24 protein-coding genes are annotated in these 25243 nt (G+C 68.3%); 6 read left to right on the top strand and 18 right to left on the bottom strand.

What is annotated here, in order from left to right; genetic code table 11:
- The first annotated feature begins 58 nt into the window (after nucleotides 1-58).
- The 3 genes from U4Z31_RS31665 to U4Z31_RS31655 all read left to right on the top strand — a co-directional run bounded on the left by U4Z31_RS31665 (nucleotide 59) and on the right by U4Z31_RS31655 (nucleotide 4111).
- Nucleotides 59-1399 carry an MFS transporter gene (locus U4Z31_RS31665; protein ID WP_321804321.1) on the top strand — a complete coding sequence of 447 codons (1341 nt, stop codon included), beginning with the start codon at nucleotides 59-61 and terminating at the stop codon, nucleotides 1397-1399.
- A 14-nt stretch (nucleotides 1400-1413) separates the two neighbouring features.
- Nucleotides 1414-2754, top strand: a complete 1341-nt coding sequence (locus tag U4Z31_RS31660) for an amidase family protein (protein WP_321812416.1) — start codon at nucleotides 1414-1416, stop codon at nucleotides 2752-2754.
- Nucleotides 2755-2869: 115 nt separating this feature from the next.
- A complete protein-coding gene (locus tag U4Z31_RS31655; RefSeq protein WP_124485219.1) occupies nucleotides 2870-4111 on the top strand; it encodes an NAD(P)/FAD-dependent oxidoreductase in 1242 nt (413 codons plus the stop codon).
- 16 nt (nucleotides 4112-4127) lie between these two features.
- Here U4Z31_RS31655 and U4Z31_RS31650 read toward each other — a convergent pair whose 3' ends face one another.
- From U4Z31_RS31650 to U4Z31_RS31610, 9 genes are all read right to left on the bottom strand, one after another.
- Nucleotides 4128-4889: a FadR/GntR family transcriptional regulator gene (locus tag U4Z31_RS31650; RefSeq protein WP_044847798.1), complete on the bottom strand. Its 762-nt coding sequence runs from the start codon at nucleotides 4887-4889 to the stop codon at nucleotides 4128-4130.
- A gap of 77 nt (nucleotides 4890-4966) precedes the next feature.
- Entirely contained in the window at nucleotides 4967-5857 is an 891-nt protein-coding gene (locus tag U4Z31_RS31645) for an amidohydrolase family protein (protein ID WP_321812404.1), read from the bottom strand.
- Nucleotides 5858-5900: 43 nt separating this feature from the next.
- Entirely contained in the window at nucleotides 5901-6842 is a 942-nt protein-coding gene (locus U4Z31_RS31640) for an ABC transporter substrate-binding protein (protein ID WP_044847796.1), read from the bottom strand.
- 98 nt (nucleotides 6843-6940) lie between these two features.
- A complete protein-coding gene (locus U4Z31_RS31635; RefSeq protein WP_321812403.1) occupies nucleotides 6941-7978 on the bottom strand; it encodes an ABC transporter permease in 1038 nt (345 codons plus the stop codon).
- A gap of 19 nt (nucleotides 7979-7997) precedes the next feature.
- Nucleotides 7998-9542: a sugar ABC transporter ATP-binding protein gene (locus U4Z31_RS31630; protein ID WP_321812402.1), complete on the bottom strand. Its 1545-nt coding sequence runs from the start codon at nucleotides 9540-9542 to the stop codon at nucleotides 7998-8000.
- Nucleotides 9543-9554: 12 nt separating this feature from the next.
- Nucleotides 9555-10331, bottom strand: coding sequence for an SDR family oxidoreductase (locus tag U4Z31_RS31625; protein WP_321812401.1), 777 nt, complete (start codon nucleotides 10329-10331; stop codon nucleotides 9555-9557).
- Nucleotides 10332-10414: 83 nt separating this feature from the next.
- Nucleotides 10415-11692: an L-fuconate dehydratase gene (locus U4Z31_RS31620; protein ID WP_321812400.1), complete on the bottom strand. Its 1278-nt coding sequence runs from the start codon at nucleotides 11690-11692 to the stop codon at nucleotides 10415-10417.
- Nucleotides 11693-11715: 23 nt separating this feature from the next.
- The gene (locus U4Z31_RS31615; protein WP_124523166.1) at nucleotides 11716-12558 is read right to left on the bottom strand and encodes an ureidoglycolate lyase; all 843 of its coding nucleotides are present in this window, start codon (nucleotides 12556-12558) and stop codon (nucleotides 11716-11718) included.
- A 54-nt stretch (nucleotides 12559-12612) separates the two neighbouring features.
- Nucleotides 12613-13377 (bottom strand): SDR family oxidoreductase, encoded by a 765-nt coding sequence (locus U4Z31_RS31610; protein WP_124668041.1) that lies wholly within the window; start codon nucleotides 13375-13377, stop codon nucleotides 12613-12615.
- Nucleotides 13378-14054: 677 nt separating this feature from the next.
- On the opposite strand from U4Z31_RS31610, the gene U4Z31_RS31605 reads away from it, so the two are divergent.
- The 3 genes from U4Z31_RS31605 to U4Z31_RS31595 all read left to right on the top strand — a co-directional run bounded on the left by U4Z31_RS31605 (nucleotide 14055) and on the right by U4Z31_RS31595 (nucleotide 16017).
- A complete protein-coding gene (locus U4Z31_RS31605; RefSeq protein WP_044847789.1) occupies nucleotides 14055-14345 on the top strand; it encodes a DUF3331 domain-containing protein in 291 nt (96 codons plus the stop codon).
- Nucleotides 14346-14513: 168 nt separating this feature from the next.
- The gene (locus U4Z31_RS31600; protein ID WP_321812399.1) at nucleotides 14514-15500 is read left to right on the top strand and encodes an oxidoreductase; all 987 of its coding nucleotides are present in this window, start codon (nucleotides 14514-14516) and stop codon (nucleotides 15498-15500) included.
- 214 nt (nucleotides 15501-15714) lie between these two features.
- Complete coding sequence (locus tag U4Z31_RS31595) at nucleotides 15715-16017, top strand: DUF4148 domain-containing protein (RefSeq protein WP_044847788.1); 303 nt, start codon at nucleotides 15715-15717, stop codon at nucleotides 16015-16017.
- Between the two features lie 222 nt (nucleotides 16018-16239).
- Here the strand turns inward: U4Z31_RS31595 and U4Z31_RS31590 are convergent, their stop codons facing one another.
- From U4Z31_RS31590 to U4Z31_RS31550, 9 genes are all read right to left on the bottom strand, one after another.
- The gene (locus tag U4Z31_RS31590; RefSeq protein WP_321812398.1) at nucleotides 16240-17436 is read right to left on the bottom strand and encodes a TauD/TfdA family dioxygenase; all 1197 of its coding nucleotides are present in this window, start codon (nucleotides 17434-17436) and stop codon (nucleotides 16240-16242) included.
- A gap of 23 nt (nucleotides 17437-17459) precedes the next feature.
- Nucleotides 17460-18419 (bottom strand): alpha/beta hydrolase, encoded by a 960-nt coding sequence (locus tag U4Z31_RS31585; protein WP_321812397.1) that lies wholly within the window; start codon nucleotides 18417-18419, stop codon nucleotides 17460-17462.
- Nucleotides 18420-18455: 36 nt separating this feature from the next.
- A complete protein-coding gene (locus U4Z31_RS31580) occupies nucleotides 18456-18944 on the bottom strand; it encodes a thioesterase family protein (RefSeq protein ID WP_321812396.1) in 489 nt (162 codons plus the stop codon).
- 6 nt (nucleotides 18945-18950) lie between these two features.
- Nucleotides 18951-19916: an L-carnitine dehydrogenase gene (locus U4Z31_RS31575; RefSeq protein ID WP_044847784.1), complete on the bottom strand. Its 966-nt coding sequence runs from the start codon at nucleotides 19914-19916 to the stop codon at nucleotides 18951-18953.
- 85 nt (nucleotides 19917-20001) lie between these two features.
- The gene (locus U4Z31_RS31570; protein WP_321812395.1) at nucleotides 20002-20931 is read right to left on the bottom strand and encodes a 3-keto-5-aminohexanoate cleavage protein; all 930 of its coding nucleotides are present in this window, start codon (nucleotides 20929-20931) and stop codon (nucleotides 20002-20004) included.
- A 100-nt stretch (nucleotides 20932-21031) separates the two neighbouring features.
- Nucleotides 21032-21985 carry a choline ABC transporter substrate-binding protein gene (locus U4Z31_RS31565; RefSeq protein WP_044847783.1) on the bottom strand — a complete coding sequence of 318 codons (954 nt, stop codon included), beginning with the start codon at nucleotides 21983-21985 and terminating at the stop codon, nucleotides 21032-21034.
- A gap of 262 nt (nucleotides 21986-22247) precedes the next feature.
- Nucleotides 22248-22853, bottom strand: coding sequence for a M17 family peptidase N-terminal domain-containing protein (locus tag U4Z31_RS31560; protein WP_321812394.1), 606 nt, complete (start codon nucleotides 22851-22853; stop codon nucleotides 22248-22250).
- 145 nt (nucleotides 22854-22998) lie between these two features.
- Nucleotides 22999-24564, bottom strand: coding sequence for a PQQ-binding-like beta-propeller repeat protein (locus U4Z31_RS31555; protein ID WP_321812393.1), 1566 nt, complete (start codon nucleotides 24562-24564; stop codon nucleotides 22999-23001).
- Nucleotides 24565-24897: 333 nt separating this feature from the next.
- Nucleotides 24898-25243: porin (locus U4Z31_RS31550; RefSeq protein WP_321812392.1), on the bottom strand; the 346-nt coding region annotated here is incomplete at its 5' end.

The following is a 25243-nucleotide window of genomic DNA, read 5'->3' as shown; positions in this document are numbered from 1 at the left end:
TCGCGAAGGTCGCCGCCCGCGCGGCCGTCGCCCCGGAATCAACCTGCACGGAGTCACCATGACGAATTCCAACGGCATCCCCACGCCGCGCGGCATGCAAACCGGCGCGGCCCCGCACGCGGACACCGCCGCGCCCGGCCTCGACGCGCTGTACGCGCGCCTGAGCCGGCGCATCATTCCGCTGATCCTGGTCTGCTATTTCTTCGGCTATCTCGACCGCGTCAACGTCGGCTTCGCGAAGCTGCAGATGGTGACGGACCTGCACCTCACGGACGCCGCCTACGGCGTCGGCGCCGGGTTGTTCTTCGTCGGCTACCTGCTGCTGCAGGTGCCGGCCGGCTGGCTCGTGCGGCGGATCGGCGTGAAGCGCTGTCTCGCCGGCTCGATGCTGACGTGGGGCGTCGTGTCGGTCGCCACGCTGGCGACCCGCGACACCGCGAGCTTCTATGCGCTGCGCTTCCTGCTCGGCGTGACCGAGGCCAGCTTCTTTCCGGCCGTGATCGCGTACTTCAGCGTGTGGTTTCCGTCGCACCGGCTCGCGAAGGTCATGGCCTTCCTGTTTCTCGCGATGCCGCTGGGCGTGATCGTCGGCGGCCCGCTGTCGGGCTGGATCATGGACGCGACGCATGGCGGCCTCGGGCTGCGCGGCTGGCAGTGGATGTTCCTGATCGAAGGGCTGCCGGCGATCGTGCTCGGGCTGTACCTGCTCGCGCGCGTGACGGAGCGGATCGACGATGCGACCTGGCTGACCGACGCGGAGAAACGGATGATTCGCGCGGAGATGGCGCAGGAAGCGGCCGGCAAGCGCACGCAGCTCGGCGCCGCGCTGCGCGAACCGACGCTGTGGCTGCTGTTCGCGACGTCGTTCCTCTACAACGTCGGCAACTACGGGCTGGTGTTCTGGATGCCGACGATGATCAAGGCGCTCGGTTCGCTGAGCAATCTCGGGGTCGGCCTCGTCAGCGCGATCCCTTATCTCGTCGCATCGGTCGCGATGGTCGCGAACGCGCAGCATTCGGTGCGAACCGGCGAGCGCCGCTGGCATACGGCGCTGCCCGTCGCGATCGGCGGCGTCGCGCTGCTCGCGAGCCTCGGCATGCGCGCACATCCGGTGCTCGCCGTCATGTGCCTGACCATCGGCGTGGCCGGCATCATGAGCACGCTCGCGATGTTCTGGAGCCTGCCGTCGCGGATTCTCGCCGGCGAGGCGGCCGCGGGCGGCGCGGGGCTCGTCAACATCGGCGCGGCCGTCGCCGGGTTCGTCGGCCCGACGCTGATGGGCTACGCAACCGGATTGACGGGCAGCACCGAACTCGGCGTCGCGCTGCTCGCCTTCACGCTGTTCGCCGCCGCCGCGCTGATCCTGTCGATTCCGCGCCGGCTGATGGTGCGCACGTGAACCCGGTGCCTTCGATGCGCAGCGCGCTCGCGCTGGCGGCCGGAATTCGTGCGGGACGCGTGAGTGCTGTGTCGCTCGTGCAAACCGTGCTCGCCGATATCGCCGCGCGCGACGGCGTGATCCATGCCTGCGCCCGCACCTTCGACGAGCGGGCGCTGCGCGAAGCGCTGCGGATCGATCGCCTCGTGCGTGACGGGCGCGATCCCGGGCCGCTGGCAGGTGTGCCGTTTCTCGTGAAGTGGAATATCGACGTGTCGGGCTACACGACGGTCGCCGGCTCGCCGGCGCGCGCCGCGTTGCCGCCCGCCGTCGCCGATGCCGAGATGGTCGCGCGGCTCTGCGCGGCCGGCGCGGTGCCGATCGGCGCGACGCACATGGACGAACTCGCATGCGGTGCCACCGGCATGAATCCGCACTATGGCGCCGTGCGCCTGCCAGCGGATCCGGCGCGCATGACGGGCGGTTCGTCGAGCGGCTCGGCCGCTGCCGTCGCGGCCGGCTACGTGCCGCTCGCGCTCGGCAGCGACACCAACGGCTCGATCCGCGCGCCGGCGGCGCTATGCGGCGTATGGGGGTTTCGCCCGAGCGACGGGCGGTTGTCGGCGGTCGGTTGCCTCCCCTATGCCGAATCGCTCGACACCGTCGGCGGCTTCGCGAACGATATCGACGACCTGGCCGCGCTGTATGACACGCTGCGCGATGCGCATGCAGCGCCCTCGCAACCGGCTCGCGATCCGGCCGTGCCGCTTCGCGTCGCCGTGCTGACGGGTGATTTCGAACGACATGCCGATGCGGATGCGCAACGCGCGGTGCGGCGTGCGGCGGCGTGTCTGGATGCGGGGGAAGCGGTGCCGGTCGACAGCGGCGAAGTCGCACGCGTGCGGGAAGCCGCGGTCACGATCTCGAACGTGGAGCTGGCCCGCAACCATCGCGGGTTGCTCGACGCGCCGGCGGCGCACGTCTCCGAACGCCTGCGGTCGCGCATCGCAACCGGCCTCGCCACCTCCGGCGCCGCCCATCGGGAAGCGCTTGCCTGCCGGGCCGCGTGGCGCGCGCGCGTCGAAGCGCTGTTCGCGCGCTACGACGTGCTGCTCGCGGCCGCGACGCCCTATGCCGCGCCGCGCTTCAGCGACGCGACCGTCGATGTCAACGGCGTCGCGCTCGAACCTGCGAAGACGCTCGGCCTGCTCACGCAGCCGATTTCGTTCGCGGGGCTGCCGGTCGTCAGCGCACCGTGCTTCGTGCGGGGTGAATTCCCAGTGGGCGTGCAGTTGATCGGCGCGCCGCAACGCGACGCGGTTTGCTTCGACGCCGCGCGGAAATTCGCGGCTGAGTGGCGCGGGCTGCACGATTAGCGCCCCCTCTTGGTGACCCGCGCCGCCGCGAGTATGCTTGTCGTTCGAGCCTCTCCAATCCGGGCGCGCGCACCGCACTGCGAGCAGGCGCCCCACTAACCGCCAATCACCACCGATGGACTTCGACGTAATCGTTCTGGGCGCGGGCATCGTCGGCGTCTCCGCCGCGCTGCACCTGCAGGATCGCGGCCGCAAGGTCGCCCTCGTCGACCGCGGCGCGCCCGGCGAAGGCACGAGCTTCGGCAACGCGGGGCTGATCGAGCGCTCGTCGGTCGAGCCGTATCCGTTCCCGCGCAGCCCGTTCACGCTGATGCGCTACGCGCTGAACCGCTCCACCGATCTCTACTGGCACAGCACGTCGCTGCCCGCGTTCGCGCCGTGGCTCGCGCGGTTCTGGTGGGAATCGGCGCCGCTGCGTCACGCGGCGGCCTCGCGCGACATGCTGCCGCTGATCGAGCGCTGCATCGTCGAGCACGACGCGCTGATCGCACGCGCCGGCGCCACCGAGCTGATCCGCGCGAGCGGCTGGATGGAAGCGTTCCGCACGCCGGCCGCGTTCGAACGCGCCGTCACCGATGCGGGACTCACCGCGCGCCGCCACGGGCTCGGCATCACGCCGCTCGATGCCGCGACACTGCGCGCGCAGGAACCGAGCCTCGCGCCCGGCTTCTGCGGCGCGCTGCACTGGCTCGATCCGAAAAGCGTCGTCGATCCGTCCGCGCTCGTCAAAACCTACGCGCAACTCTTCGTGCAAGGCGGCGGCACGCTGCTCACCGGCGATGCGGCGAGCCTCGACGCGCTGTCGCCCGGGTGGCAGGTCACGACGGACGACGGCAAGATCGCCGCGCCGGCCGTGGTCGTCGCGCTCGGCCCGTGGTCCGACACGGTGTTCGGCAAGTTCGGCTACAAGATTCCGCTGCGCGAGAAACGCGGCTATCACATGCACTACGCGCCGTCCGAACGCGGCGCGCCGTCGGCGCCGATCGTCGATCGCGAATACGGCTACGTGATCGCACCGATGCGGCGCGGCTTGCGGCTGACCACCGGTGTCGAGATCGCCCGGCGCGGCCTGCCGCCGACGGGCGTGCAACTCGAGCGCGCGGAACGCGTCGCGCGCCCGGTGTTCGGCTTCGGCGAACGGCTCGACCCGCAGCCGTGGCTCGGCTTCCGGCCGTGCACGCCCGACATGCGGCCGGTGATCGGCCCCGCGCCCGCGCATCGCGGGCTGTGGTTCTCGTTCGGGCACAACCATCACGGGCTCACGCTCGGCCCCGTCTCCGGCCGCCTGCTGGCCGAGATGATGACGGGCGAAGCGCCGTTCACCGACCCGACGCCCTACCGCGCCGACCGCTTCTGATTCCGCTCGCCCGCGCTCAGTCGAGCGCGCGGCCGAAGATCCGGATCACCTCGTCGAGATGCTCGGCCATCGCACGGCGCGCGGCCTCCGGGTCGCGCGCGCGGATCGCGTCGAGGATCGCGCGGTGTTCGAGCTCCGAGCGGTGCGGCATGTCGTTGGGCATGTACAGCGACTGCAGCCGCTGGAACATCAGGTCGTACTTGTGCGCGAGCAGCTGCTTGATCATCAGCGCATACGCGGGGTTGTCGCTCGCTTCCGCGATACGGATATGGAACAGCCGGTCGCCCGGATGCGTGAGCGAGCCGCTGCGGTTGTCTTCCTGGTTGCGCAGGAACGCCGCGTGAATCCCTTCGATCTGCGCGTCCGAGCCGTGCTTCGCGGCGAGCGACGCGGCTTCCGGCTCGATCAGCCGGCGCGCCTGCAGCAGCGCGAACGGCGGGATCTCGGTATCGAGGTCGAGCGCGATGCCGAGCTCGGGATCGATCTCGACGACCGGGAACGGCGCAACCTTCGTATCGGGCCGCGGCTCCGGCGCGGCGGCCGCCTCGGGTTGGCGCACCTTCACGCCGTCGCCGACACGCACGCTGACGAGTCCGCTGACTTCGAGCGCGATCAGCGCCTCGCGCACCGACGTGCGCGACACGCCGAACTGCTCGGCCAGTTCGCGCTCGGGCGGCAGGTAGCTGCCCGGCGGGAAGTCGCCGGACTCGATCATCGCGCTGAGCTTGTCGGCGATCTGCTGGTAGAGGCGGCGGTTCTGAATCGGCTGGATGGACATACGTTGATACAGGTAAGCGATTGCATTGCGGACGGTCTGACGAATGGCGCACGCGCGTCGGGCCGTTCGCGCCTATTTTATATGCCGGGCTTCGAATCGCCCGGCAGCGCATAGCAACGCGCGGCCGTGCCGCCCCACAGCGCGTTGCGCTCGGCCGCCGACAACCGCGCTTCGGCCCAGCGCTCGACCAGCGACGCCACTTCGTCATACGACGCCGCAAGCAGGCACACGGGCCAGTCCGACCCGAACATCAGCCGCTGCGGGCCGAACGCGTCAAGCGCCGCGTCGAGGCATTGCTCGATGTGCCGGATGTCCTGCCCGCGCAGGCCGCGCCGCCAGTCCGTCTCGGTCACGAGCCCCGACAGCTTGCACACGACGTGCGGCAGCGCGCCCAGCTCGCGCAACCCGGCACGCCAGCGGGCGAGCGCAGCGCCATCGCGGTGGAATTCGGCGAGCGGCGGCTTGCCGGCATGATCGAGCACGAGCCAGTGCGCATCGTGCCGCGCGCAGAACGCGCGCACGTCGGGCAACTGGCGCTCGAACACGAGCACGTCGTACACATAGCCGTTCGCCTGCAGCCACGCGACACCGCGATTGAACGCGGGATCCGCGACGAACGCGCCGACGTCGGCTTCGTCCTGCACCTGGTGACGAAAGCCGCGCAGCTTAGGGCTGCGCCATGCGGCGATGCGCTCGGCGAGTTCCGGCGCACCGAGATCCTCCCAGCCGACCACCGCCGCGATGTGCGCGTCGTCGCGGGCGAGATCGAGCAGGAATGCCGTCTCGTCGCGCCCGGCGCGCGCCTGCACCGCGATCGACGCGCCGAGCGCCTGCGCGTGCATCTGCGGCCAAAGCGCGTCGGGCAGGTAATCGCGGGCGAGCACGCCCATGCCGGGGCCGATCCACGGATAGTCGGCCGCGCGGTAACGCCAGAAGTGCTGGTGGGAATCGATACGCACTGCGCCCATGGTGTCCTCGTGATTCACCGTTGCCCGCCGCGTCACGTCGCGCTCAGTCGTACAGCACCGCCGTGATTTTCGGGTCGTCGATATTGGTCTTGTCGTACCAGTAGAAACCGGTATCGATGACCTTCGGCAGCTTCTCGCCCTTGGTCGCCTTCACGGCCGCCTCGACCGTCTTGTAGCCGATCCCGACCGGGTTCTGCGTGATCGCGCCGGCCATCAGCCCGCTGCGGATCGCGTCCTTCTGCTGCTTGCCCGAATCGTAGCCGATGATCACGACCTTGCGCTTCATCTCGCGCACGCCGTTCACCACGCCGATCGCCGAGCCTTCGTTGGTGCCGAACAGGCCCTTGAGCTTCGGATACGCCTGCAGGATCGACTTCGTCACTTCGGTCGACTTCAGCTGATCGCCCTCGCCATACTGCACGGTCACGACCTGCACCTTCGGGTGCGCGGACTTCATCCGTTCGAGAAAGCCGTCGCGGCGGTCGATGCCGGTGCGGCTCGTCTGGTCGTGCGCGACCACGGCCACCTCGCCTTCGTCGCCGATCAGCGCGGCGAGCTTGTCGGCGGCGAGCGCGGCGGCGGCCTTGTTGTTGGTCGCGGCGGTCGTCACCGGGATGTCGCTGTCGACGCCCGAGTCGAACGCGATCACCGGAATCTTCTCGGCCTGCGCCTTCTTCAGGAGCGGCAGCGCGGCCTTGCTGTCGAGCGCCGCGAAGCCGAGCGCGGCCGGCTTCTTCGCGATCGCGGCGGACAGCATGTCGATCTGCTTGTCGACCATCGCCTCGGTTTCGGGGCCTTCGAACGTCACCTTCACCTTGTAGTCCTTCGCGGCCTGCATCGCGCCCGCCTTCACGGCCTGCCAGAACTGATGCTGGAAGCCCTTCGAGATCAGCGGGATGTAGGATTCCTGCGCCTGCGCACCGGCCGTCACGCCGACGGCGAACGTCAGCCCGACGATCGCGTTCAACACCTTGCTCCTGATCACTTCGCGTCTCCTTGGTTGGTATCGACTGAAATGCCGGCCCGGCCGGCGGTGAAGCGCATGTGAGTTCGTGTTCGGGTTCGGGTTCGTGCGTGCATGCGTCAGCGGCGGCGCCGGCGCAGGATGTCCACGTAGACGGCGAGGATGATGATCACGCCCGTCACGACCGTCTGCCATTCCTGCGCGACCGACATGATGCGCAGGCCGTTGGTCAGCACGCTCATGATGAACGCGCCGATGATGGTGCCGACGATGCTGCCCGCGCCGCCCGACAGCGACGTGCCGCCGATCACGACGGCCGCGATCGCGTCGAGCTCGTAGCCCTGCCCGAGCGCGGGCTGCGCGGAATTCAGCCGCGACGCGATCAGGAGTCCTGCGATCCCGCACACCGCGCCGCTGAACGTGTAGACGGCGATCTTCCACGCATCGACATTCACGCCGGACAGCCTAAGCGCTTCCTCGTTGCTGCCGAGCGCGAACGTGTAGCGGCCGAAGATCGTCCGGTTCAGCACGATCGACGCGCCGATCGCGACGAGGAACAGGATCAGCACCGCGTTCGGAATCGGCAGCGCGGGAATCAGGTTGCCGATCAGCGAATCCTGCGCGATCGACGTGAAGCCCGGCGTGTCGTTGAAGTAGATCGGCCGCGTGCCGGAGATCACGAGCGACAGCCCCTTGAGCAGCATCATCATGCCGAGCGTCGCGATGAACGGCGGCACCTTCATCTTCGCGATCACGAAGCCCGACACGCTGCCCGACAGCGCGCCGAACGATAGCGCGGCCAGGATCCCGAGCGGCAGCGGCATGCCCCACTTCGTCAGCACGACGCCGGCCATCACCGCGCAGAAGGTCATCAGCGTGCCGACCGACAGGTCGATGCCCGACGTGATGATCACGTAGGTGCACGCGACGGCCAGCACACCGTTCACGGCGGTGGCCTGCAGGATCGTCACGAGGTTGTCGACTTCGAGGAAGTTCGGCGACGCGAAGCTGAAGAACACGATCAGCAGCACGAGGCTCGCGAACGCGAGCAGCTTCTGCCGCGCGGCCGGGTTGAAGAAGCGGGCACGGAGGCCCGCTGCGCCGGCCGGCGTGTCGCCGGTGGCAAGAGGCGGAACGGGATGCGTATCGTTGGACATGATCGGGTAAGCGTCGGAATCAGGACAATACGGTCGACTCGCGCTGCGTCGCGAGCTGCATGATCTTTTCCTGCGTGGCGTCGGCCGCGCGCAATTCGCCGGTCACGCGCCCTTCGCACATCACGAGGATCCGGTGGCTCATGCGCAGCACCTCGGGCAACTCCGACGAGATCATCACGATCGCCTTGCCGTCGGCGGCGAGCGCGTCGAGCAGCTTGTAGATCTCGCTTTTCGCGCCGACGTCGATGCCGCGGGTCGGCTCGTCGAAGAACAGGATGTCGCAGTCGCGCAGCAGCCACTTCGCGATCACGATCTTCTGCTGGTTGCCGCCCGACAGGAGCCGCGCCGGCTGCGCGACGGACGGCGTGCGGATCGCGAGCTGGCGCACGTACGACTGCGCGGTGTCGCGCATCCCGCGCGCATCGAGGAACAGGCCGCGGCGCACGAAGCGCCGCATGCTCGACAGCGCGATGTTGTTCTGCACGTCCATCCCGACCGCGAGCCCGAAGTGCTTGCGGTCCTCCGAGAGATAACCGATCCCGTGCCTGACCGCGTCGGCCGGCGTGCGGATCGTCACGGTCTTGCCGTGCACGCGGATCTCGCCCGCGTCGACCGGGTCCGCGCCGAACACCGCGCGCGCGACCTCGGTGCGGCCCGCGCCCATCAGCCCGGCAAAGCCGAGGATCTCGCCGCGCCGCAGCGTGAAGCCGACGTCGCGGATCGCGCGGCCGCGCGACAGCCCGCGCACCTCGAGCGCGACCGCGTTGGCCGACGTATCGGGCGGCGTGCGGAACGTCGCATCGAGCTGGCGGCCGACCATCATCGCGATGATCGCTTCCATCGACGTATCCGCCATCGGCACGGTCGCGACGTACTTGCCGTCGCGCATCACCGTCACGCGATCGGCGATCTGGCGCAGCTCGTCCATCTTGTGCGAGATGTAGACGATGCCGACGCCGCGCGCGCGCAGGTCGCCGATGATGCGAAACAGCTCGGCGATTTCCGCGTTGTTCAGCGCGGCGGTCGGTTCATCCATGATCAGCACGCGCGAGTCGAACGACAGCGCCTTCGCGATCTCGACCATCTGCTGCTTCGCGACCGTCAGCCGGCCGACCGGCGTGCGCGGATCGAGATCGAGCCGCATCCGCGCGAAGATCGCGGCCGCGTCGCGGTTGAGCTTCTCTTCGTCGACGAACACGCCGAAGCGGCCGCGCGGCTCGCGGCCGATGAAGATGTTCTGCGCGACGCTCAGGTGGTTCATCAGGTTCAGTTCCTGATGGATGATGCCGATCCCGAGCGCCTGCGCGGCGCGCGGATCGTCGATGTCCACCGCGCGGCCGTCGATCCGGATCTCGCCTTCGTCCTTCTGATAAACGCCGGCGAGAATCTTCATTAGCGTCGACTTGCCCGCGCCGTTCTCGCCCATCAGCGCATGCACTTCGCCGGCGCGCAGGTCGAAGCGGCAATCGTCGAGCGCCAGCACGCCCGGAAAGCGCTTGCTGACGCCGGTCAGCTCGATCAGCGCCGCGGGCGCGAGGGTCGTCGGGTTCGGATCGGGTTGCATGGCTCGCCGCCCTCAGCCGATCGCGCGATCGAGATGCGTATAACCGCCATCGACGAACAGCCACTGGCCCGTCGTGTGCGATGCGCGCGCCGACAGCAGGAACACGGCCGTGTCGGCAATCTCGTCGGCGGTCGTGAAGCGCTTGCCGAGCGGCACCTTGCCGGCGATTTCCGCGAGCTTCGCTTCCGGGTCGTCGAAACCGGCGATCCAGTTCTGGTAAAGCGGCGTCATCACCTCGGCCGGGATCACCGCGTTCACGCGCACGCCGTCGTCGCGCAGCGCGACCGCCCATTCGCGCGTCAGCGCGAGCTGCGCGCCCTTCGATGCGCAATAGCCGCTCGTGTTGCCCTGGCCGGTGACCGCCGTCTTCGACGAGATGTTGACGATCGCGCCGCGCGTCGCCTTCAGGTGCGGCACGCAGTAATGCGCCATCACGTAGTAGTGGATCAGGTTGCGATCGAGCGATGCGACGAATGCGTCGCGCCCGGCATCGAGCCCGACGCCGTCGTTGATGCCCGCGTTGTTGACGAGGCCGTCGATGCGGCCGAAGCGCGCGAGGGTCTGCGCGACTGCGTCGCGGCACTTTGCGTCGTCCTGCAGCTCGACGGACACGCACGCGGCGCGCGGCTGCTTCTGCGCGAGCGCGCGCCAGAAACCGTCATCCGGCGCGTGGCGCGCGAACACCACCGGAATCGCGCCTTCGCCGGCAAGCCGCATCGAGATCGCGGCGCCGATGCCCGACGCGCCGCCGGTCACGATCACGACCTTGTCTTGCAGATTCAAATCCACTTCGCGTCTCCGTCGTTCATGTTGTCGCCGCGCGCAGGCCATGCGCGGGTCATCGTGCGCCGTCGTGCTGCGTGCTGCGTGCTTCAGCCGCGGAACCGGTACTGCTCGAGCGATGCCGGCTTCATCTCGATCGAGAATCCGGGTGCCGTCGGCGGCAGGTACGCCGCGCCGCGCACGACACAGGGCTCGACGAAATGCTCGTGCAGGTGATCGACGTATTCGGTCACGCGCCCTTCCTTCGTGCCGGCAATGCACACGTAGTCGATCATCGACAGATGCTGCACGTATTCGCACAGCCCGACGCCGCCCGCATGCGGACACACCGGCAACCCGTACTTCGCGGCCAGCAGCATCACCACGAGAATCTCGTTCACGCCGCCGAGCCGGCACGCGTCGATCTGCACGACGTCGATCGCGCCGCGCGCGATGAACTGCTTGAACATCACGCGGTTCTGGCACATCTCGCCGGTCGCGACCTGCACCGGAGCGATCGCCTCGCGGATCTTGCGGTGCCCTTCGACGTCGTCGGGGCTCGTCGGCTCCTCGATGAACCACGGTTTCGCGAACGCCAGCTCGCGCACCCAGTCGATCGCCTCGTCGACTTCCCACACTTGGTTCGCGTCGATCATCAGCTTGCGGTCCGGGCCGATCACCTCGCGTGCGATCGTCACGCGGCGGATGTCGTCCTCCAGGTTCGCGCCGACCTTCAGCTTCACGTAATCGAACCCGGCGTCTACCGCTTCGTGACACAACCGGCGCAGCTTGTCGTCGCTGTAGCCGAGCCAGCCGGCCGACGTCGTGTAGCACGGGTAGCCTTCGCGCTCGAGCGTCGCGATCCGTGCCGCCTTGCCCGGCGCCTGCCGTCGCAGCAGGTCGAGCGCTTCGTCCGGCGTCAGGCAGTCGGTCAGGTAGCGGAAGTCGATCGCGCGCACGATCTCCTCGGGGCTCATGTCGGCGACGAGCCGCCACAGCGGTTTGCCGACCGCCTTCGCCCACAGGTCCCACACCGCGTTCACGACGGCGCCCGTCGCCAGGTGGATCGCGCCCTTGTCGGGGCCGATCCAGCGCAACTGGCTGTCCGAGGTCACGTGCCGCCAGAAGCGGCCCATGTCCTCGCGGATCCAGTCGAGGTCGAGGCCGACGACGAGGTGACGCATCGCGTCGATCGCCGCGCAGCAGATTTCGTTGCCGCGCCCGATGGTGAACGTGAGCCCGTGGCCTTCGAGCCCGTCGCGGTCGGTTTCGAGCACGACGTACGCTGCCGAATAATCGGGGTCCGGATTCATCGCATCGGAACCGTCGAGCTGGCGCGAGGTCGGGAAGCGCACGTCGAGGACGCGCATCGATCGAATGATAGGCATGGCGAACCGTCCGGGAAAGGGTTTCAGGCCTGCACGGTGCGCTGGCGCTGCTCGCCGAGCCCGTCGATGCCGAGCGTGATCACCTGCCCGGCGCGCAGATAGACGGGCGGCTTCTGCCCGAGGCCCACGCCCGGCGGCGTGCCGGTCGAGATCACGTCGCCCGGCTGCAGGCTCATGAAGCGGCTCAGGTAGCTGATCAGGTGCGGCACACGGAACACCATCGTCGCGGTCGTGCCGTTCTGGTAGCGGTGGCCGTCCACTTCCAGCCACAGCCGCAGCGCGTGCGGATCGGGCACTTCGTCGGCCGTCACGAGCCACGGGCCGAGCGGGCCGAACGTGTCGTTGCCCTTGCCCTTGTCCCACGTGCCGCCGCGTTCGAGCTGGTACTCGCGCTCCGACACGTCGTTCACCACGCAGTAGCCGGCGACGTGCGACAGCGCGTCGGCTTCGTCGATATAGCGGCCGCCCCGGCCGATCACGACGCCCAGCTCGACTTCCCAGTCGGTCTTCTCCGAGCCGCGCGGGATCTCGACGTCGTCGTTCGGCCCCGAGATCGCACTCGTCCACTTGCCGAACACGACCGGCTCCTTCGGGACGTCCATCCCCGATTCGGCCGCGTGGTCGGAATAGTTGAGCCCGATGCAGATGAACTTGCCGACGCGGCCGACGCACGCGCCGAGCCGCGGCGCGCCTTCGACGAGCGGCAGCGACGCCGGGTCGAGCTCGCGCAGCCGCGCGAGCGACGCGGGTGCGAGCGCGTCGCCGGCGACGTCGTCGATCACGCCCGACAGGTCGCGGATCCTGCCCTGCGCATCGAGCAGGCCCGGCTTTTCATGGTGTTTGTCGCCAAATCTCAGCAGTTTCATGTGGTGTGGGCGGAAATGGAAAGTGAGTGGAAGGGCGCGGTCGGCTAGACGCGGTCAGTTCGACCAGCCGCCATCGATCAGGTGAATCGCGCCGGTCGTGAACGACGCTTCGTCGGACGCGAGATACAGCGCGAGCGCGGCCACTTCGTCCGCGGTGCCGATACGGCCCATCGGCTGACGCGCGACGAACGCCTGGCGCACGGTGTCGGTCGACACCTGGCGCGTGCGCGCCTGCTCGGCGATCCGCTGCTCCAGCGACGGCGACTCGATCGTGCCCGGGCAGATCGCGTTGCAGCGGATGCGCTGCTCGACGAAATCGGCCGCGACCGACTTGGTCAGGCCGATCACGGCCGCCTTGGTCGTGCCGTAGACGAAGCGGTTCGGCACGCCCTTCACGCTCGACGCGGCCGACGCCATGTTGACGATCGACGCGCCGCCCGCAGCCAGCATCGCCGGCAGCAGCGCGCGGATCAGCCGGTACATCGACGTGACGTTCAGGTTCAGCGAGAACGCCCACGCGGCGTCGTCGCAGTCGAGGATCGAGCCGTGGTGCACGAAGCCCGCGCAGTTGAACAGCACGTCGAACGCGCGCTCCTGCGCGGCGAGTGCGGCAATGTCGCCCGCGTCGGTCACGTCGAGCCGCCGCGTGGCCAGCCGGCCGCCCGCGCGTTCGGCGTCGGCCGCGAGTTGCGCGAGCGCGGCTTCGTTGATGTCGGTCGCCAGCACGTCGGCACCCTCGCTTGCGAACCGCAGCGCGGTCGCGCGGCCGATACCCTGCCCGGCCGCCGTTACCAGTGCGCGCTTGCCCTGCAATCTCATGAGCACCTCTCCCGAAGAAGCCGGCCGGGCCGGCTGATTGGCACAAAGGACTAAAGGTCCAACCAATCATAGGAACAGATTCCGGATTTGTCACGTTCGCGTGATTCAGTATTTTCCCGAGCGGGAGAATCGGGCGGAAGGCGCTGCGGCGGGCTTCGATTACCGTATTTTTCAGGTTCCGCCGATCGGCCGCGTATCGCGCAAGGCCAATACCGGTGGGCGTTTGGGCGACACCGGGGCACCGGAGTCGCGCCGTCGGCACGGCGAAACTGACAAAAAAGTCATGTTCCCGTCAGGGTGTCAACGGCGGGCGCGCGCGATCATGGTGTTGCCGGACCGCGCTTCCCCGGACACCGCCCCCCGCCCGTCGCCGATCCCTGACGGGCGTCTCCGTCCCCCGCGGTGTCCACGTGACTGAGCGAGCAGACACGGGGGCGCGGGCCGATTTTCCGCCCCGGGCGTGCGCGTCCGGGGCGCTTTTGTCGTTGGCTTTTTCACGAAAATGCGCGTCGATTGTTTCTGATTCGGCAAAAGGTAATTTGAGCCAGACAGGATGTTTTTTCCGGTCACAGACGCTTACATTTAGCGCACCACTCATGGAAACCGCTACGGATTCGCCCTCGGGTAGTGACATCCACTGCCACGGCCGAAACCGCACGAGCTTTAGGAAACGGCAAATGAAGGCCTCCAAATCCCTGCCTGTGCTCGATCCCGCCGACGTCCACGTCGAAATTCTGGAACGCTCCGATACGCTGCTCGTCGTCCGCTGGGTCGAACCCGGCCGCTGTCACTACGGCGAACAGCGCTGGCGCCGCCGCTTCGCGCAGCGCACCGGCACCTGCGCGCTGTCGCGCCAGGTCATCCAGCGCGGCGACGAAGTGTTCCGCCCGGCCGAGCGCCCGGCACCCGCGAACGCGGCGGCGATGATCTCCGCCGCCGAAGTGCTCGCGCTGGCCGGCAGCCGGTAACGCCCGCCGGCCAGCGCGTGCCGGGGCCCGCGGCGTGCTGCGCTTGCGCGCCCTAGAAGCGCCGGTCTAATTCCCCCGCTTGTCTGTCCCACCCGCGCGGACTATCGTTACACCACTCAATGTAACGATTGCGGGTCGTGGCGCACCGCCACGCCGATGGAGGCAGACATGCATGCATGGAGCGCGCGCCACGTCCCGGCGCAAGGCGGCAAGGTCGCGATCGTGACCGGCGCCAACAGCGGCCTCGGCTGGCACATCGCGGAAACGCTGGCCGCCAAGGGCGCGACGGTCGTGATGGGCTGCCGCGATGCCGCGCGCGCCGCGCAGGCCGCCGCTGCGATTCGCCGGCTCCATCCCGCCGCACGGGTCGAAGTCGATGCGCTCGACCTCGCCGATCTCGCGTCGATCCAGCGCTTCGCCGCCGGTGTCGCCGACCGCCACGGCCGCGTCGACATCCTCTGCAACAACGCCGGCGTGATGTTCCTGCCGCTGCGACACACGCACGACGGCTTCGAGATGCAGTTCGGCACCAACCACCTCGGCCATTTCGCGCTGACTGGCCATCTGCTGCCCGCGCTGCGCGCCGCCCGGCGCGCGCGCGTCGTGACGATGTCGAGCGGCTTCAACCGCGGCGGCCGGATCCGGGTCGACGACCTGCGCGCCGAGCACCGTTACAACCGTTATCTCGCCTACTGCGACAGCAAACTCGCGAACCTGGTGTTCGCGCTCGAGTTGCAGCGCCGCTTCCAGCGCGCGGGGTTCGCGGGAATCAGCGTCGCCGCGCATCCCGGCTACGCGGCAACCAACCTGCAGTTCGCGGGCCCCGCGATGGACAGTTCGCCCACGCGCGCCGCGCTGATGCGCGCGGCGAACCGTTATCTCGCGCAACCGGCCGAGCAGGGTGCGTTGCCCGCGATTCATGCGGCGACGTCGCCCGACCTCGCCGGCGGCTCGTACCTCGGGCCGTCCGGCTGGCTCGAGTCGCGCGGCCTGCCGGCACCGGCGAGCGTGCCGCGCGCGGCACGCGACGTGGCCCTCGCGGCACTGCTGTGGGAGGCGTCCGAAGCCGCGACGGGCGTGCGTTTCCTGAGTTCGGGCGCGCCCGCCGGCCGTCCGCCCGCCAAGCCGTTCGATGCGGCTGCCGAGGTGCGCTGAATCCCGCGCGCGTCGCCTCAACATTCTTCATACTTATTACACTTACAGAAACGAAAGCCGGATGAAAGCATGATCCGGCGTTCCACTGTTACCGCCCTGGAAACAATCTATCGTCAAAACCAGCGTTTACCCTGAACGACCCGGTGACTAAGATTTAGTCAATCGCTGCAGACATGGTGTCGCAAGCGAACCGAATAAAACACCGGAGGTCATCATGAAATCGCTCGTTTCCGCAGTTGTTGCCGCTGTCGCCCTGTCCGCTTCGTTCGGCGCTTTCGCACAAAGCACCGTGACCCGCGCGCAAGTCCGCAACGAACTGGTTCAGCTCGAACAAGCCGGCTACAAGCCGGGCGTGTCGAGCCCGTACTACCCGAACGACATCCAGTCGGCGGAAGCGCGCGTTCATGGTGCCGACGCCAGCGGCTACGGCGCGCAACCGGCTCCGGTCGTCCACTCGGGCGCCCCGGCTGCCGCAACGTCGTCGAACGCACGCGACTCGGTCTTCTTCGGCCAGTAAGCCGACGCGCCCCCGGCGGGCGCACCGCGCATCGCGCGATGAAGAAGCTGGATCCGGACGAGCCCCTCATGCGGGCTCGTCTTTTTTTGTGAAACGCATACCTCCGCCGCCCGGCAGCGGGTGGCTTCGCCCGGGCGCCTTGCGTCCGGGCGCTTTTTCCCCGGCGAGGTATGCGTAACGAAGTCGAATGCGGCAGCCGACTGCGGAAGTCGAATGCGCCGATCAGCGCCCGGCGGCAGCCGCGGGCAGCGCACGCGACAGCACACGCCAGCGCGACAGCAGTTCGTCGCGATCGACGTAGCAGCCCTGCAGATGCCGGCGGCCCGTCGACGGATCGAACTCGGTGCGCGCATGCAGCACGCGCCGGTTGTCGAACGCCCACATGTCGCCCGCCCGCAGCCGGCGCTGCACGCGGAAACGCGGCTCGCGCGCGAGCGCGAGAAACCGCCGGTACGCGCGGTAGACGGCCGCGACCGCGCCGGCCGGCGCATCGAGCGGCCCGCGCAGGAAGTTCGCGACGCGCACCTCGGTCACGTTGCCGCGCGCATCGAGCCCGATCACCGGCGCCGAACAGCGGTAGTCGCTGTTCGCACTCTTGTTCCAGAACTCGAACGGTGTCGACGCAAGTTGCGTGAAATCGTCCGGATATTCGTGCCGCAGCGCATCCGCGAGCGCGAAGCCGTCGAGAAACACGCTGTCTCCGCCCGTTGCGTCGTTCGCGAGGCAGTGCAGGAACTGCACGCCCGGCTGCAATTCACGCGTCGGCAGGTCGGTGTGCGGCGGCAGGTTCAGCGACGTATAGGCATTGCTGTCCGGCCGCGGCTTCGATTCGACATCGAACAGCACGCCGAAATTGCTTTCGCGGATCAGGCCGACGCGCCGCGCGATCTGGTCGACCCGGCCGCGTTCGGCCGGCACGCCCTCGACGAGCGTCAGCCCCGTGCGCTGCAACGCGGCGAGCCAGGCGAGCAACGCGCCGTCGTCCTCCATCACGTCACGCCACGCGAACACGCCGATCGCCGTCGCATCGTCGCCGGTCCACACGTGCCGCCCGTGCGCGGCCTGACGTTCCGCGCGGGACGCATCGTCGTAAGCATGCGCGCGCAACCATCCCGGCGACCAGGCGCTGCGATGCCCGTCGTTCCACTCGACGTGCAGCGCGCCGTCGGTTTCGACATGCACGACGAGCGCCGACAGATCCTCGCGCGCATCGGCGATCTCGAACACCTGTTCGCGCGTGAGCGCATGCACGCACGCGGAGCACGCGCAGTTGTCGCGCAACCAGTCGAAGTGAAACGGCGATCGTCGCGTGTCGCTCCACTCGACGTTCACCGCACCCTCGCCGATCGTCGCCGCCGCAATGGCCGCGTCGGCGGAAAAGGTCCGCCAGTCCTCGATACGGTGTTGCGCTGCCTGCATCGTTGCCTCCCGGAAAACGCCCGCTACGCGTGTGGTGCGAGCAGAAACCCGCCGATCATCCGGTGCATCCGCGCCGCCTGCGGGCTCGTTCCGAGCGCGCGCCAGCAGCCGTGCACCAGCCCCTCTCCCATCCAGTAACGCGCGGCGCCGCCGGCCGCAACAATGTGTTCGACATAGACGCGCGCATCGTCGCGCAGCGGATCGTGTTCCGCGCCGATCGCGAGCACGGGCGGCAGGCCGTCGAAACGCGCCGCCGCGAGCGGCACCGAGGCGCGCAGCAGCGGATCGTCATCGCCCGGCGCATCGTCGCGTTCACTGCCCCAGTACAACGCGCGATAGCGATGGACGTCGTCGAGCGTCAGCATCGGCGCGTGTGCCTCGGTTTCGCGCGCCGGCGATTGCGGTTCGAGGCCGAGCATCGGATAGACGAGCGCGATCCCGTCGATGCCGCCTTCGCCCGCATCGCGCAGCGCGGTCGCGACGGCGGCCGCGAGGTTGCCGCCGGCACTGTCGCCGGCGAGCGTCAGCGGTCGCGCGCACGCGTCGAACGGCCAGTGCGCAGCGTCGCGCGCGGCGCGCGTGACGGCCACGCAATCGTCGAGCGCGGCCGGCGCGCGATGCTCGGGCGCGAGCCGGTAGTCGACCGCGATCACGGCAAGCCCCGTGTCGGCCGCCAGTTGCGCGGTGATCAACGCATGACTGTCGAGCGAGCCGACGACGAAGCCGCCGCCATGAAAGAACAGCACGGTGCCGCGCGGCTCACCGTGCGCGGGCGCATAGCGCCGCAGCGCGATCGCGCGTCCGTCCGGCGCATGCCACACCGCATCGTGCCGGACGATGCCGGCCGGCAGTTCGGCGGGCGTCCACGCGGCCGCAAAGCGATCGTAGACGCGGCGTTGCTCGTCGGCCGAGCGCGCCGCTGCGTCGGCCGGATACCACGCGTCGACGGCCGCGACGAACGCCGCGATTTCCGGTTCGAGCATCGTGTGCGCTCCGCGGTGCAGGGTTGAACGTCGACGCTAGCGGCGCGGCGGCAGTCCGATCACGCGGCCCGCATACGCAGGGGCCGCGCAATCGCGCTGCACCGCATGCAGATCGGCCACGCGCGCGGCGACGTCGTCGTCGAACGGCGCCGATTTCGCGCCGTCGCGCGTGTCGACGTGCAGCAGCATCTGCTCGCTCGCCGACACCGCGCCGTCATGCCCGTCGGCGAACAGTTCGAGATACAGGTGCAGCCGCTTCGCGTCGTGCGCGAGCACCCGCGCATCGACGCGCACGCGCGTGCCCTCCTTGATCTCCTGCAGATAGTTCACGTGCGCTTCGAGCGTGTAGACCGAGCGGCCCCGCTCGCGACGCGCGGCGTCGTCGAGACCGATGCGGTCCAGCAGCGCATCGGTCGCGAAGCTGAAGATCAGCAGATAGAACGCGTCGCGCAGATGGCCGTTGTAGTCGACCCATTCGGGCCGCACGACGTCGCGGTAGATCGTCAGCGGGGTATCGCCTGTCATGTTCGTTCAGTCCTCGAATCGCATTCCGTGCCGCGCCTTCACCGCGGCGATCGCCTTCAGCACCTCGGTGATGCACTCGTCGCGATAGCGCTCGAGTTCCTTGATGCTGCGCGTGCCCTGCTGCTCGCTCGTGCCTTCGACGACGCTGTCGATCAGTGCATCGGTCAGCTTCGGCGCGACCAGCTTCGTCCATGGCAGTTCGAGCGCGGGGCCGAACTGCTGCATGAAGTGTCGCATGCCCGCGTCGCCGCCGGCCAGCGTGTACGTCAGGAACGTGCCCATGAACGACCAGCGAATGCCCGCGCCGAAGCGGATCGCATCGTCGATCTCGCCGGTCGTCGCGACGCCCTCGTTGACGAGATGCAGCGCCTCGCGCCACAGCGCTTCGAGCAGCCGGTCCGCGATGAAGCCCGGCACTTCCTTGCGCACGTGCAGCGGCCGCATGCCGAGCTTGCGATAGATCTCCATCGCCGCCTCGACCGCTTCCGGCGAGGTGCGCGCGCCGCCGAGCACCTCGACGAGCGGCAGCAGGTAGACCGGATTGAACGGATGACCGACCACGCAGCGCTCCGGATGCGTCGCCCGCGCATAGAAGTCGGTCGGCAGCAGCCCCGACGTCGACGATGCGATGATCGCGTCCGGCTTCGCCGCGCGGCTGATCTGTTCGTGCAGCTCGAGCTTCAGCGCCTCGCGCTCGGGCGCGCTTTCCTGGATGAAGTCCGCGTCGGCGACGCAGGCCTCGATCGTCGACTCGAAGCGCAGCCGCGCGGGATCGGCGCCCGGCGCGAGGCCGACGCGCTCGAGCGCGGGCCATGCATTCGCGACGCTCGCGCGCAAGCGCGCTTCCGCGTCCGGCGCGGGGTCCCACACGACCACGTCCAGACCGTGCGCGAGCGCACGGCAAATCCATCCGCTGCCGATCACGCCGGTGCCGATCGCGGCGAACGTCTTGATGTCGGTCTTCACTGCCATGTCAACACATCCTTCAAATCGAGGAGAATCGGACGGCGGCGCACCCGTGCGCGCCGCCGCATTGAAGCGGAATCAGCGTTGAAACTCACGCGAACTCGGCCACCGCGCGGCGTTCGAGCAGGCGCTCGCCACGCGCCGGCAGGCCGAGCTTGCGACGCCCTTCGGCCGGCGTCAGCACGCGGCCGCCGAGCCGTTCGACGATTTCCCGCGCACGCTCGACGAGCGTGCCGTTGGTCGCGTGCACGCCGCGATCGAGCCAGATGTTGTCTTCGAGGCCCACGCGCACGTGGCCGCCGAGCAGCATCGCCTGCGCGACCATCGGCATCTGCATGCGGCCGATCCCGAAGCCGGCCCAGTGCGCGCCCGGCGGCAGGTTGTCGACCATCGCCTTCATCGTGCCGGTGTCGGCCGGCGCGCCCCACGGAATGCCGAGGCACAGCTGGAACAGCGGCGGATCGTCAAGGAGTCCTTCCTTCAGCAATTGATTCGCGAACCACAGATGGCCCGTATCGAAGATTTCCAGTTCCGGCTTCACGCCGAGTTCCTGGATGCGCTTGGCGCCGGCGCGCAGTTGCGCGGGCGTCGACACGTAGATGTAGTCGCCGTCGCCGAAATTCAGCGTGCCGCAATCGAGCGTGCAGATTTCCGGCAGCAGTTCCTCGACGTGCGCGAGACGCGTGAGGCCGCCGACGAGATCGGTGCCCTTGCCGAAGCGCATCGGGTCTTCGCCCGGGCCGATCTCCAGATCGCCGCCCATGCCGGCCGTCAGGTTGATGATCACGTCGACGTCCGCCGAGCGAATCCGGTCGACCACTTCGCGGTACAGGTTCGGGTCGCGGCTGCCGCGGCCCGTCTGCGGATCGCGCACGTGGCAGTGCGCCACCGTCGCGCCGGCCTTCGCGGCCTCGATCGCGGCGGCCGCGATTTCCTTCGGCGTGACCGGAATCGCCGGATGTTTGCCGACCGTATCGCCCGCGCCGGTGACCGCGCAGGTGATGATGACTTCGTGGTTCATGCTGAGTGCCCTCGTTTGCTTCGGTTCGTGTCGCTCGATTTCCGTCGTACTGCAGATGATTTTTCGCTGCGCGCCGCAAGCTCGCGGCGCGTGCGGGCCGTTACAGGCCGAGATAGGCCTTCACGGCAGGCAGGCCGTCCTTGCCGTCGAACGTCTTGACGCCGGCGAGCCAGGCATCGAGCACCTGCGGATTCTTCTTCAGGTACGCCTTCGCGGCGTCGGCCGGCTTCGTCTTGTTCATCACCGACTGCATCAGCTGGTTCTCCAGCTGCGTCGTGAAGCGCAGGTTCTCGACGAGCTTGCCCGCGTTCGGGCAGCGCGAGATGAAATCGGGCGCCGTCAGCGTGTACACGCGCGCTTCGCCGTAGTTCGGGCCGAATGCCGCATCGCCGCCGGACAGGTAGTTCATGCTGATCTGGATGTTCATCGGATGCGGTTCCCAGCCGAGAAACACGACCCACTTCTTGTCGCGGATCGCGCGCTCGACCGTGACGAGCATCCCCGCCTCGCTCGATTCGACCAGCTTGAAGCCGCCGAGGCCGTACTGGTTCGTGTCGATCATCTTCTGGATCGTCGCGTTCGCGCTGCTGCCCGGCTCGATCCCGTAGATCTTGCCGTCGAGCTCCGCGCGGTGCTTCGCGATGTCCTCGAAGGTCTTCAGGCCGGCCTGGTATTCGTAGCTCGGCACCGCGAGCGTCGCCTTCGCGCCCGACAGGTTCGGCGGTTCGACCACGTTGATCGACTTGCTGTCGAGGAACGGCTGGAGCTGCTTCTGCTGCACCGGCCACCAGTAGCCGAGCGAGATGTCCAGCTGCTTGCTCTTCAGGCCGGCGAACGAGATCGGCACCGATGCGATCGTCGTCGTCGGCTTGTAGCCGAGCCCTTCGAACACCGTCGACGCGAGCGCCGTGGTGGACGTGATGTCGGTCCAGCCGATATCCGCGAAGCGTACGTTGCGGCAAGTCGCGGCATCCGTTTCGGCCTGCGCCGCGGTCGCGAACGCGCCGGTCGCCAGCACGGCCGCGACGAACGCGGCGATCTTTGTCGACTTCATGGTTTCTCCCCTTCGGTTGGACCGATGTCCGACGGTGCGCGGAGTGCGTCCCGGCCTGCATCGTGGGAGTAAAAGTAACGAGCCATATTCACCGCAAGACGACCGCCGGCGACCTGTTCTTGACTATTTGCGACTATGGGTGGAAACCACTATGCGCGGGCAGCGGCTTGTATGGCGGGGGTTTGGGGCGAATTTCGATGAGGAGGGGTTTGTCCGGATGCGGCGTGATGAGATGCCGTACGCGACAACCAGACAGGGTCGGTCAGGTCCGTGCGGCTGCAGGCGCGTTGCCGAAATGCTCGACGGCGCCGTCGAAGCGCGCCGCGCCGACGTCGAACACCCAGCGGCGCAGCGCGGGGGGCGCGGCAAGACCCAGCTCCGCGACCCGATACCCGGTGTCGATCGCGGCCAGCACGGCCTTCACCATCGCTTGGGGCATGCCTTCGGTGGCGGCGGTCGTCAGCCCGCCGTCGAGTATGCTCGGCGCAAAGGCCGCGCTTTCGACACCCTGCTGGATCGCCGTCCGCGCGGCCGTGGCGACGGCATCCGCGGTTCTTTCGATCGTCCAGCTGGCCGGATCGCCGAGCCCGACCAGCAACAAGGAACGCGCCGCGATGCCCGCGGGCGGATGGCTGATCCACAGCGTTTCCATCGGCGCGGCCAGAAAACGGCCCTCGCGCCGCAAGCCGGTGAGTGCCCCCGACAGTGCGAGGTCGAGATGGCGTAACCCGCCGGTCGGGCCATCGCCCGTCGCCTCGCGGGCAAACATGCAGCCACAGGAGAGGTCGACCTGCGCGCCTACGCCATCCCATGCGGCGACCTCGAAGGCCACCTCCCGCCAACGACCGATACTTTGTCGAAGAACCAAATCGTCTCTCCCGCAAGATTGGAACAGGGTCCGGAGCGCAGCGCGCGCCCCGGTGTCCGGCGTTGCGCCTCTTCATCCGCCTGCCCGGGCTTGCGCCGGCGCACGAGCAACCCGTCATCCGCGTACGCCGGTATCTGCGTTGCGCTTATTGCTTGGCGGCAAGACCGAACGCATAGAGCTTGTGACTCGTGCCGTCGTACGGCAGACCGAGCACCTTGGTGTGGTAGCCCGCCCCCCAGTACACCGACCCGTCGACGATGGCAGCGCCCGACACCACCGCGCCGTTGTTCTCGTAGCTCCACTTGATCTCGCCCGTCGCCGCATCGAGCGCATACATGCTCGCGCCCGTCCCGGCCAACGAGCCTGCATAGACGACACCGTTTGCGGCCGACATCGCCACCGTGTCCATCTTGCCCTGCGGGTCGGCCGTGCGCCACAGCACCTTGCCGGTGGCGGCATCGACCGCCGCCCAGATGCCGCCCTTGGTCGTCTTCTGGCCGTTCGGACCGTTGTCGACGTCGATCGATTTGCCGTCCAGGTTGCCGATCGAAACGTAGATGCGCTTGCCGTCGGCGGCCGTCCCCCACAGCATGCCGCCCAGCAGGCTGCCCGGGCCGACCTGCGTCTGCCAGACCACCTTGCCGGTCTTGGGATCGAGCGCCCAGTACACGCCGCTCTTCGCGCCTGCACCCACCAACGTCCTCTCCTTCCCGTTGATGGTCGCCTTGAACAGGTTGGGCCCCGAGCCGAAATCGTAGTCCGGGCCGTCGTCGTGGTCGTAGTTGGTCGACATGTCGGCCGCCAACGTACGGGTATGCCAGACGATCCTGCCGGTCTTGAGGTCGAGCGCGACAAAGCTGTCGATCATGTTGGCAGGCGTATCGGGTTTGCAGTTCTTCTGGGTCGGGTAACGGCAGTGACCCGACGGGACCGAGAAGTTGTTGCCCGTGGTCACGTAGAGCAGGCCGGTTTCATGATCGACCGCCGCCGTGTTGCCCCACACCGAGCCGCCGGTATATCCCTTCGGCACCATATAGGTCTTCCACAGCATCTTGCCGGTCCTGGCGTCGAGGGCGACCACCGCGCCGCGATAGGTCGGCTTGTCGTTGAGCGCCTCGGCACGCGACGAGAGGCCGACGTACACCACACCGCGATCGACGATCGGCGACTGGGTAATGATCGCGGTCGGATCCGAATCCACCTTGGTCCGCCACAGCGGCGCGCCATCCTCTACCTTCGCTGCCAGCACGAACGCGCCGGTCGGGTTGTTCGCAACCTGGGTGCCCTGCCCGAAGATCAGCGTGCCTTCCCAGTAGGCCGGGCTGGTTCGCGACGCATCGTTGTCGATGCCGCTGTATTCGGTGATCTTCTTCTTCCACTTCACCTTGCCGCTGGCGGCATCGACCGCCCACAGCGAGCCGCCGAAGTCCGGCACATATACGGTGCCGTTGGCGACGGTCGGCGTGGCCGACACGTTGCCGTCGGTATCCAGCGTCCAGCGCGGCGCAAGCTGCGAGACGTTGTCGACGCCGATCACGCGCTCGTCCGGCGCGGTACGCGTGTTGTCGACACCCTGCCCGGCAAAGACCCAGTCTGCCGCCGCACCCGGGCCGCTTGCGATCATGCCGAACAGGGCAAGCGTTCCGATCATGGCCGGCGTACGCCGGCGCCACGAGGCAAGTCCGGCATGCTGCTTGTTGGATGTTTTCATGACATCACCTTACCGAGAGAAGAGTGACTGATGACCGGCCGAACCGAAACGGCCGCGGTGAAAAAAACTGGCGCGCCGGGGCGACTGGAAGCGACCGGGACGCCTGGCGATACCCAACCTGCGCGTGCTTTCCAAAGCAGGGAAAAGGTCGACATGGCCGGGATGAATCATTTGACGCAGCGTGAATATCAATACCCAAAGTTCGGTTGCGAAGCGCGAAACATAGGACCACTGCATGAAACCACCACACGCGCCGATGAAACATGCGCGCCCGTGACGACAGCGCGTGACGACGCGCGAACCCTGAAGCCGATGCACCGGCGGATCCGCCGCTCAGAACGTATGCATCATCCCCACATACGCGCCCGTCTGCGACTCGCCCGTCATCGGGCTCGTGCCCGACGTCGCATCGCGCGGCGACGCGAGCAGCGAGAAGTTCGAATTCCCGCCGTTGCGCACGTACGCGACCGTCCCATACAGGAACGTGCGCTTCGACAGGTTGTACGTCGTGCCGAGCACGTACATGATCGCGTGGCCCGACGGATCGTGCGACGCGTCGCCGCCGCCATCGCCGACCTTCACGTAATACCCGCCGCCCGTCACCGCCCACTGCGGCGTGGCCGTGTAGGTCGCGCCGAGCCAGTAGTGATCGGCGCGATCGGCGACGCCCGCCGGGCTG

The organism is Burkholderia sp. BCC1985 (genome assembly GCF_905339915.1).
In the GTDB taxonomy this organism is placed as follows: domain Bacteria; phylum Pseudomonadota; class Gammaproteobacteria; order Burkholderiales; family Burkholderiaceae; genus Burkholderia.
The sequence above is the reverse complement of the archived record's forward strand: the minus strand, read 5'-3'. Positions and strand labels throughout refer to the sequence as shown.

Excerpts from the sequence above, each read along its gene's own strand:
- U4Z31_RS31615 (WP_124523166.1), bottom strand. The coding sequence starts at position 12,558 with ATGAAACTGCTGAGATTTGGCGACAAACACCATGAAAAGCCGGGCCTG.
- U4Z31_RS31665 (WP_321804321.1), top strand. The coding sequence starts at position 59 with ATGACGAATTCCAACGGCATCCCCACGCCGCGCGGCATGCAAACCGGC.
- U4Z31_RS31620 (WP_321812400.1), bottom strand. The coding sequence starts at position 11,692 with ATGCCTATCATTCGATCGATGCGCGTCCTCGACGTGCGCTTCCCGACC.
- U4Z31_RS31650 (WP_044847798.1), bottom strand. The coding sequence starts at position 4,889 with ATGTCCATCCAGCCGATTCAGAACCGCCGCCTCTACCAGCAGATCGCC.
- U4Z31_RS31605 (WP_044847789.1), top strand. The coding sequence starts at position 14,055 with ATGAAGGCCTCCAAATCCCTGCCTGTGCTCGATCCCGCCGACGTCCAC.
- U4Z31_RS31555 (WP_321812393.1), bottom strand. The coding sequence starts at position 24,564 with ATGAAAACATCCAACAAGCAGCATGCCGGACTTGCCTCGTGGCGCCGG.
- U4Z31_RS31610 (WP_124668041.1), bottom strand. The coding sequence starts at position 13,377 with ATGAGATTGCAGGGCAAGCGCGCACTGGTAACGGCGGCCGGGCAGGGT.
- U4Z31_RS31595 (WP_044847788.1), top strand. The coding sequence starts at position 15,715 with ATGAAATCGCTCGTTTCCGCAGTTGTTGCCGCTGTCGCCCTGTCCGCT.
- U4Z31_RS31600 (WP_321812399.1), top strand. The coding sequence starts at position 14,514 with ATGCATGCATGGAGCGCGCGCCACGTCCCGGCGCAAGGCGGCAAGGTC.
- U4Z31_RS31570 (WP_321812395.1), bottom strand. The coding sequence starts at position 20,931 with ATGAACCACGAAGTCATCATCACCTGCGCGGTCACCGGCGCGGGCGAT.
- U4Z31_RS31645 (WP_321812404.1), bottom strand. The coding sequence starts at position 5,857 with ATGGGCGCAGTGCGTATCGATTCCCACCAGCACTTCTGGCGTTACCGC.
- U4Z31_RS31655 (WP_124485219.1), top strand. The coding sequence starts at position 2,870 with ATGGACTTCGACGTAATCGTTCTGGGCGCGGGCATCGTCGGCGTCTCC.
- U4Z31_RS31565 (WP_044847783.1), bottom strand. The coding sequence starts at position 21,985 with ATGAAGTCGACAAAGATCGCCGCGTTCGTCGCGGCCGTGCTGGCGACC.
- U4Z31_RS31580 (WP_321812396.1), bottom strand. The coding sequence starts at position 18,944 with ATGACAGGCGATACCCCGCTGACGATCTACCGCGACGTCGTGCGGCCC.
- U4Z31_RS31585 (WP_321812397.1), bottom strand. The coding sequence starts at position 18,419 with ATGCTCGAACCGGAAATCGCGGCGTTCGTCGCGGCCGTCGACGCGTGG.
- U4Z31_RS31590 (WP_321812398.1), bottom strand. The coding sequence starts at position 17,436 with ATGCAGGCAGCGCAACACCGTATCGAGGACTGGCGGACCTTTTCCGCC.
- U4Z31_RS31630 (WP_321812402.1), bottom strand. The coding sequence starts at position 9,542 with ATGCAACCCGATCCGAACCCGACGACCCTCGCGCCCGCGGCGCTGATC.
- U4Z31_RS31635 (WP_321812403.1), bottom strand. The coding sequence starts at position 7,978 with ATGTCCAACGATACGCATCCCGTTCCGCCTCTTGCCACCGGCGACACG.
- U4Z31_RS31575 (WP_044847784.1), bottom strand. The coding sequence starts at position 19,916 with ATGGCAGTGAAGACCGACATCAAGACGTTCGCCGCGATCGGCACCGGC.
- U4Z31_RS31660 (WP_321812416.1), top strand. The coding sequence starts at position 1,414 with ATGCGCAGCGCGCTCGCGCTGGCGGCCGGAATTCGTGCGGGACGCGTG.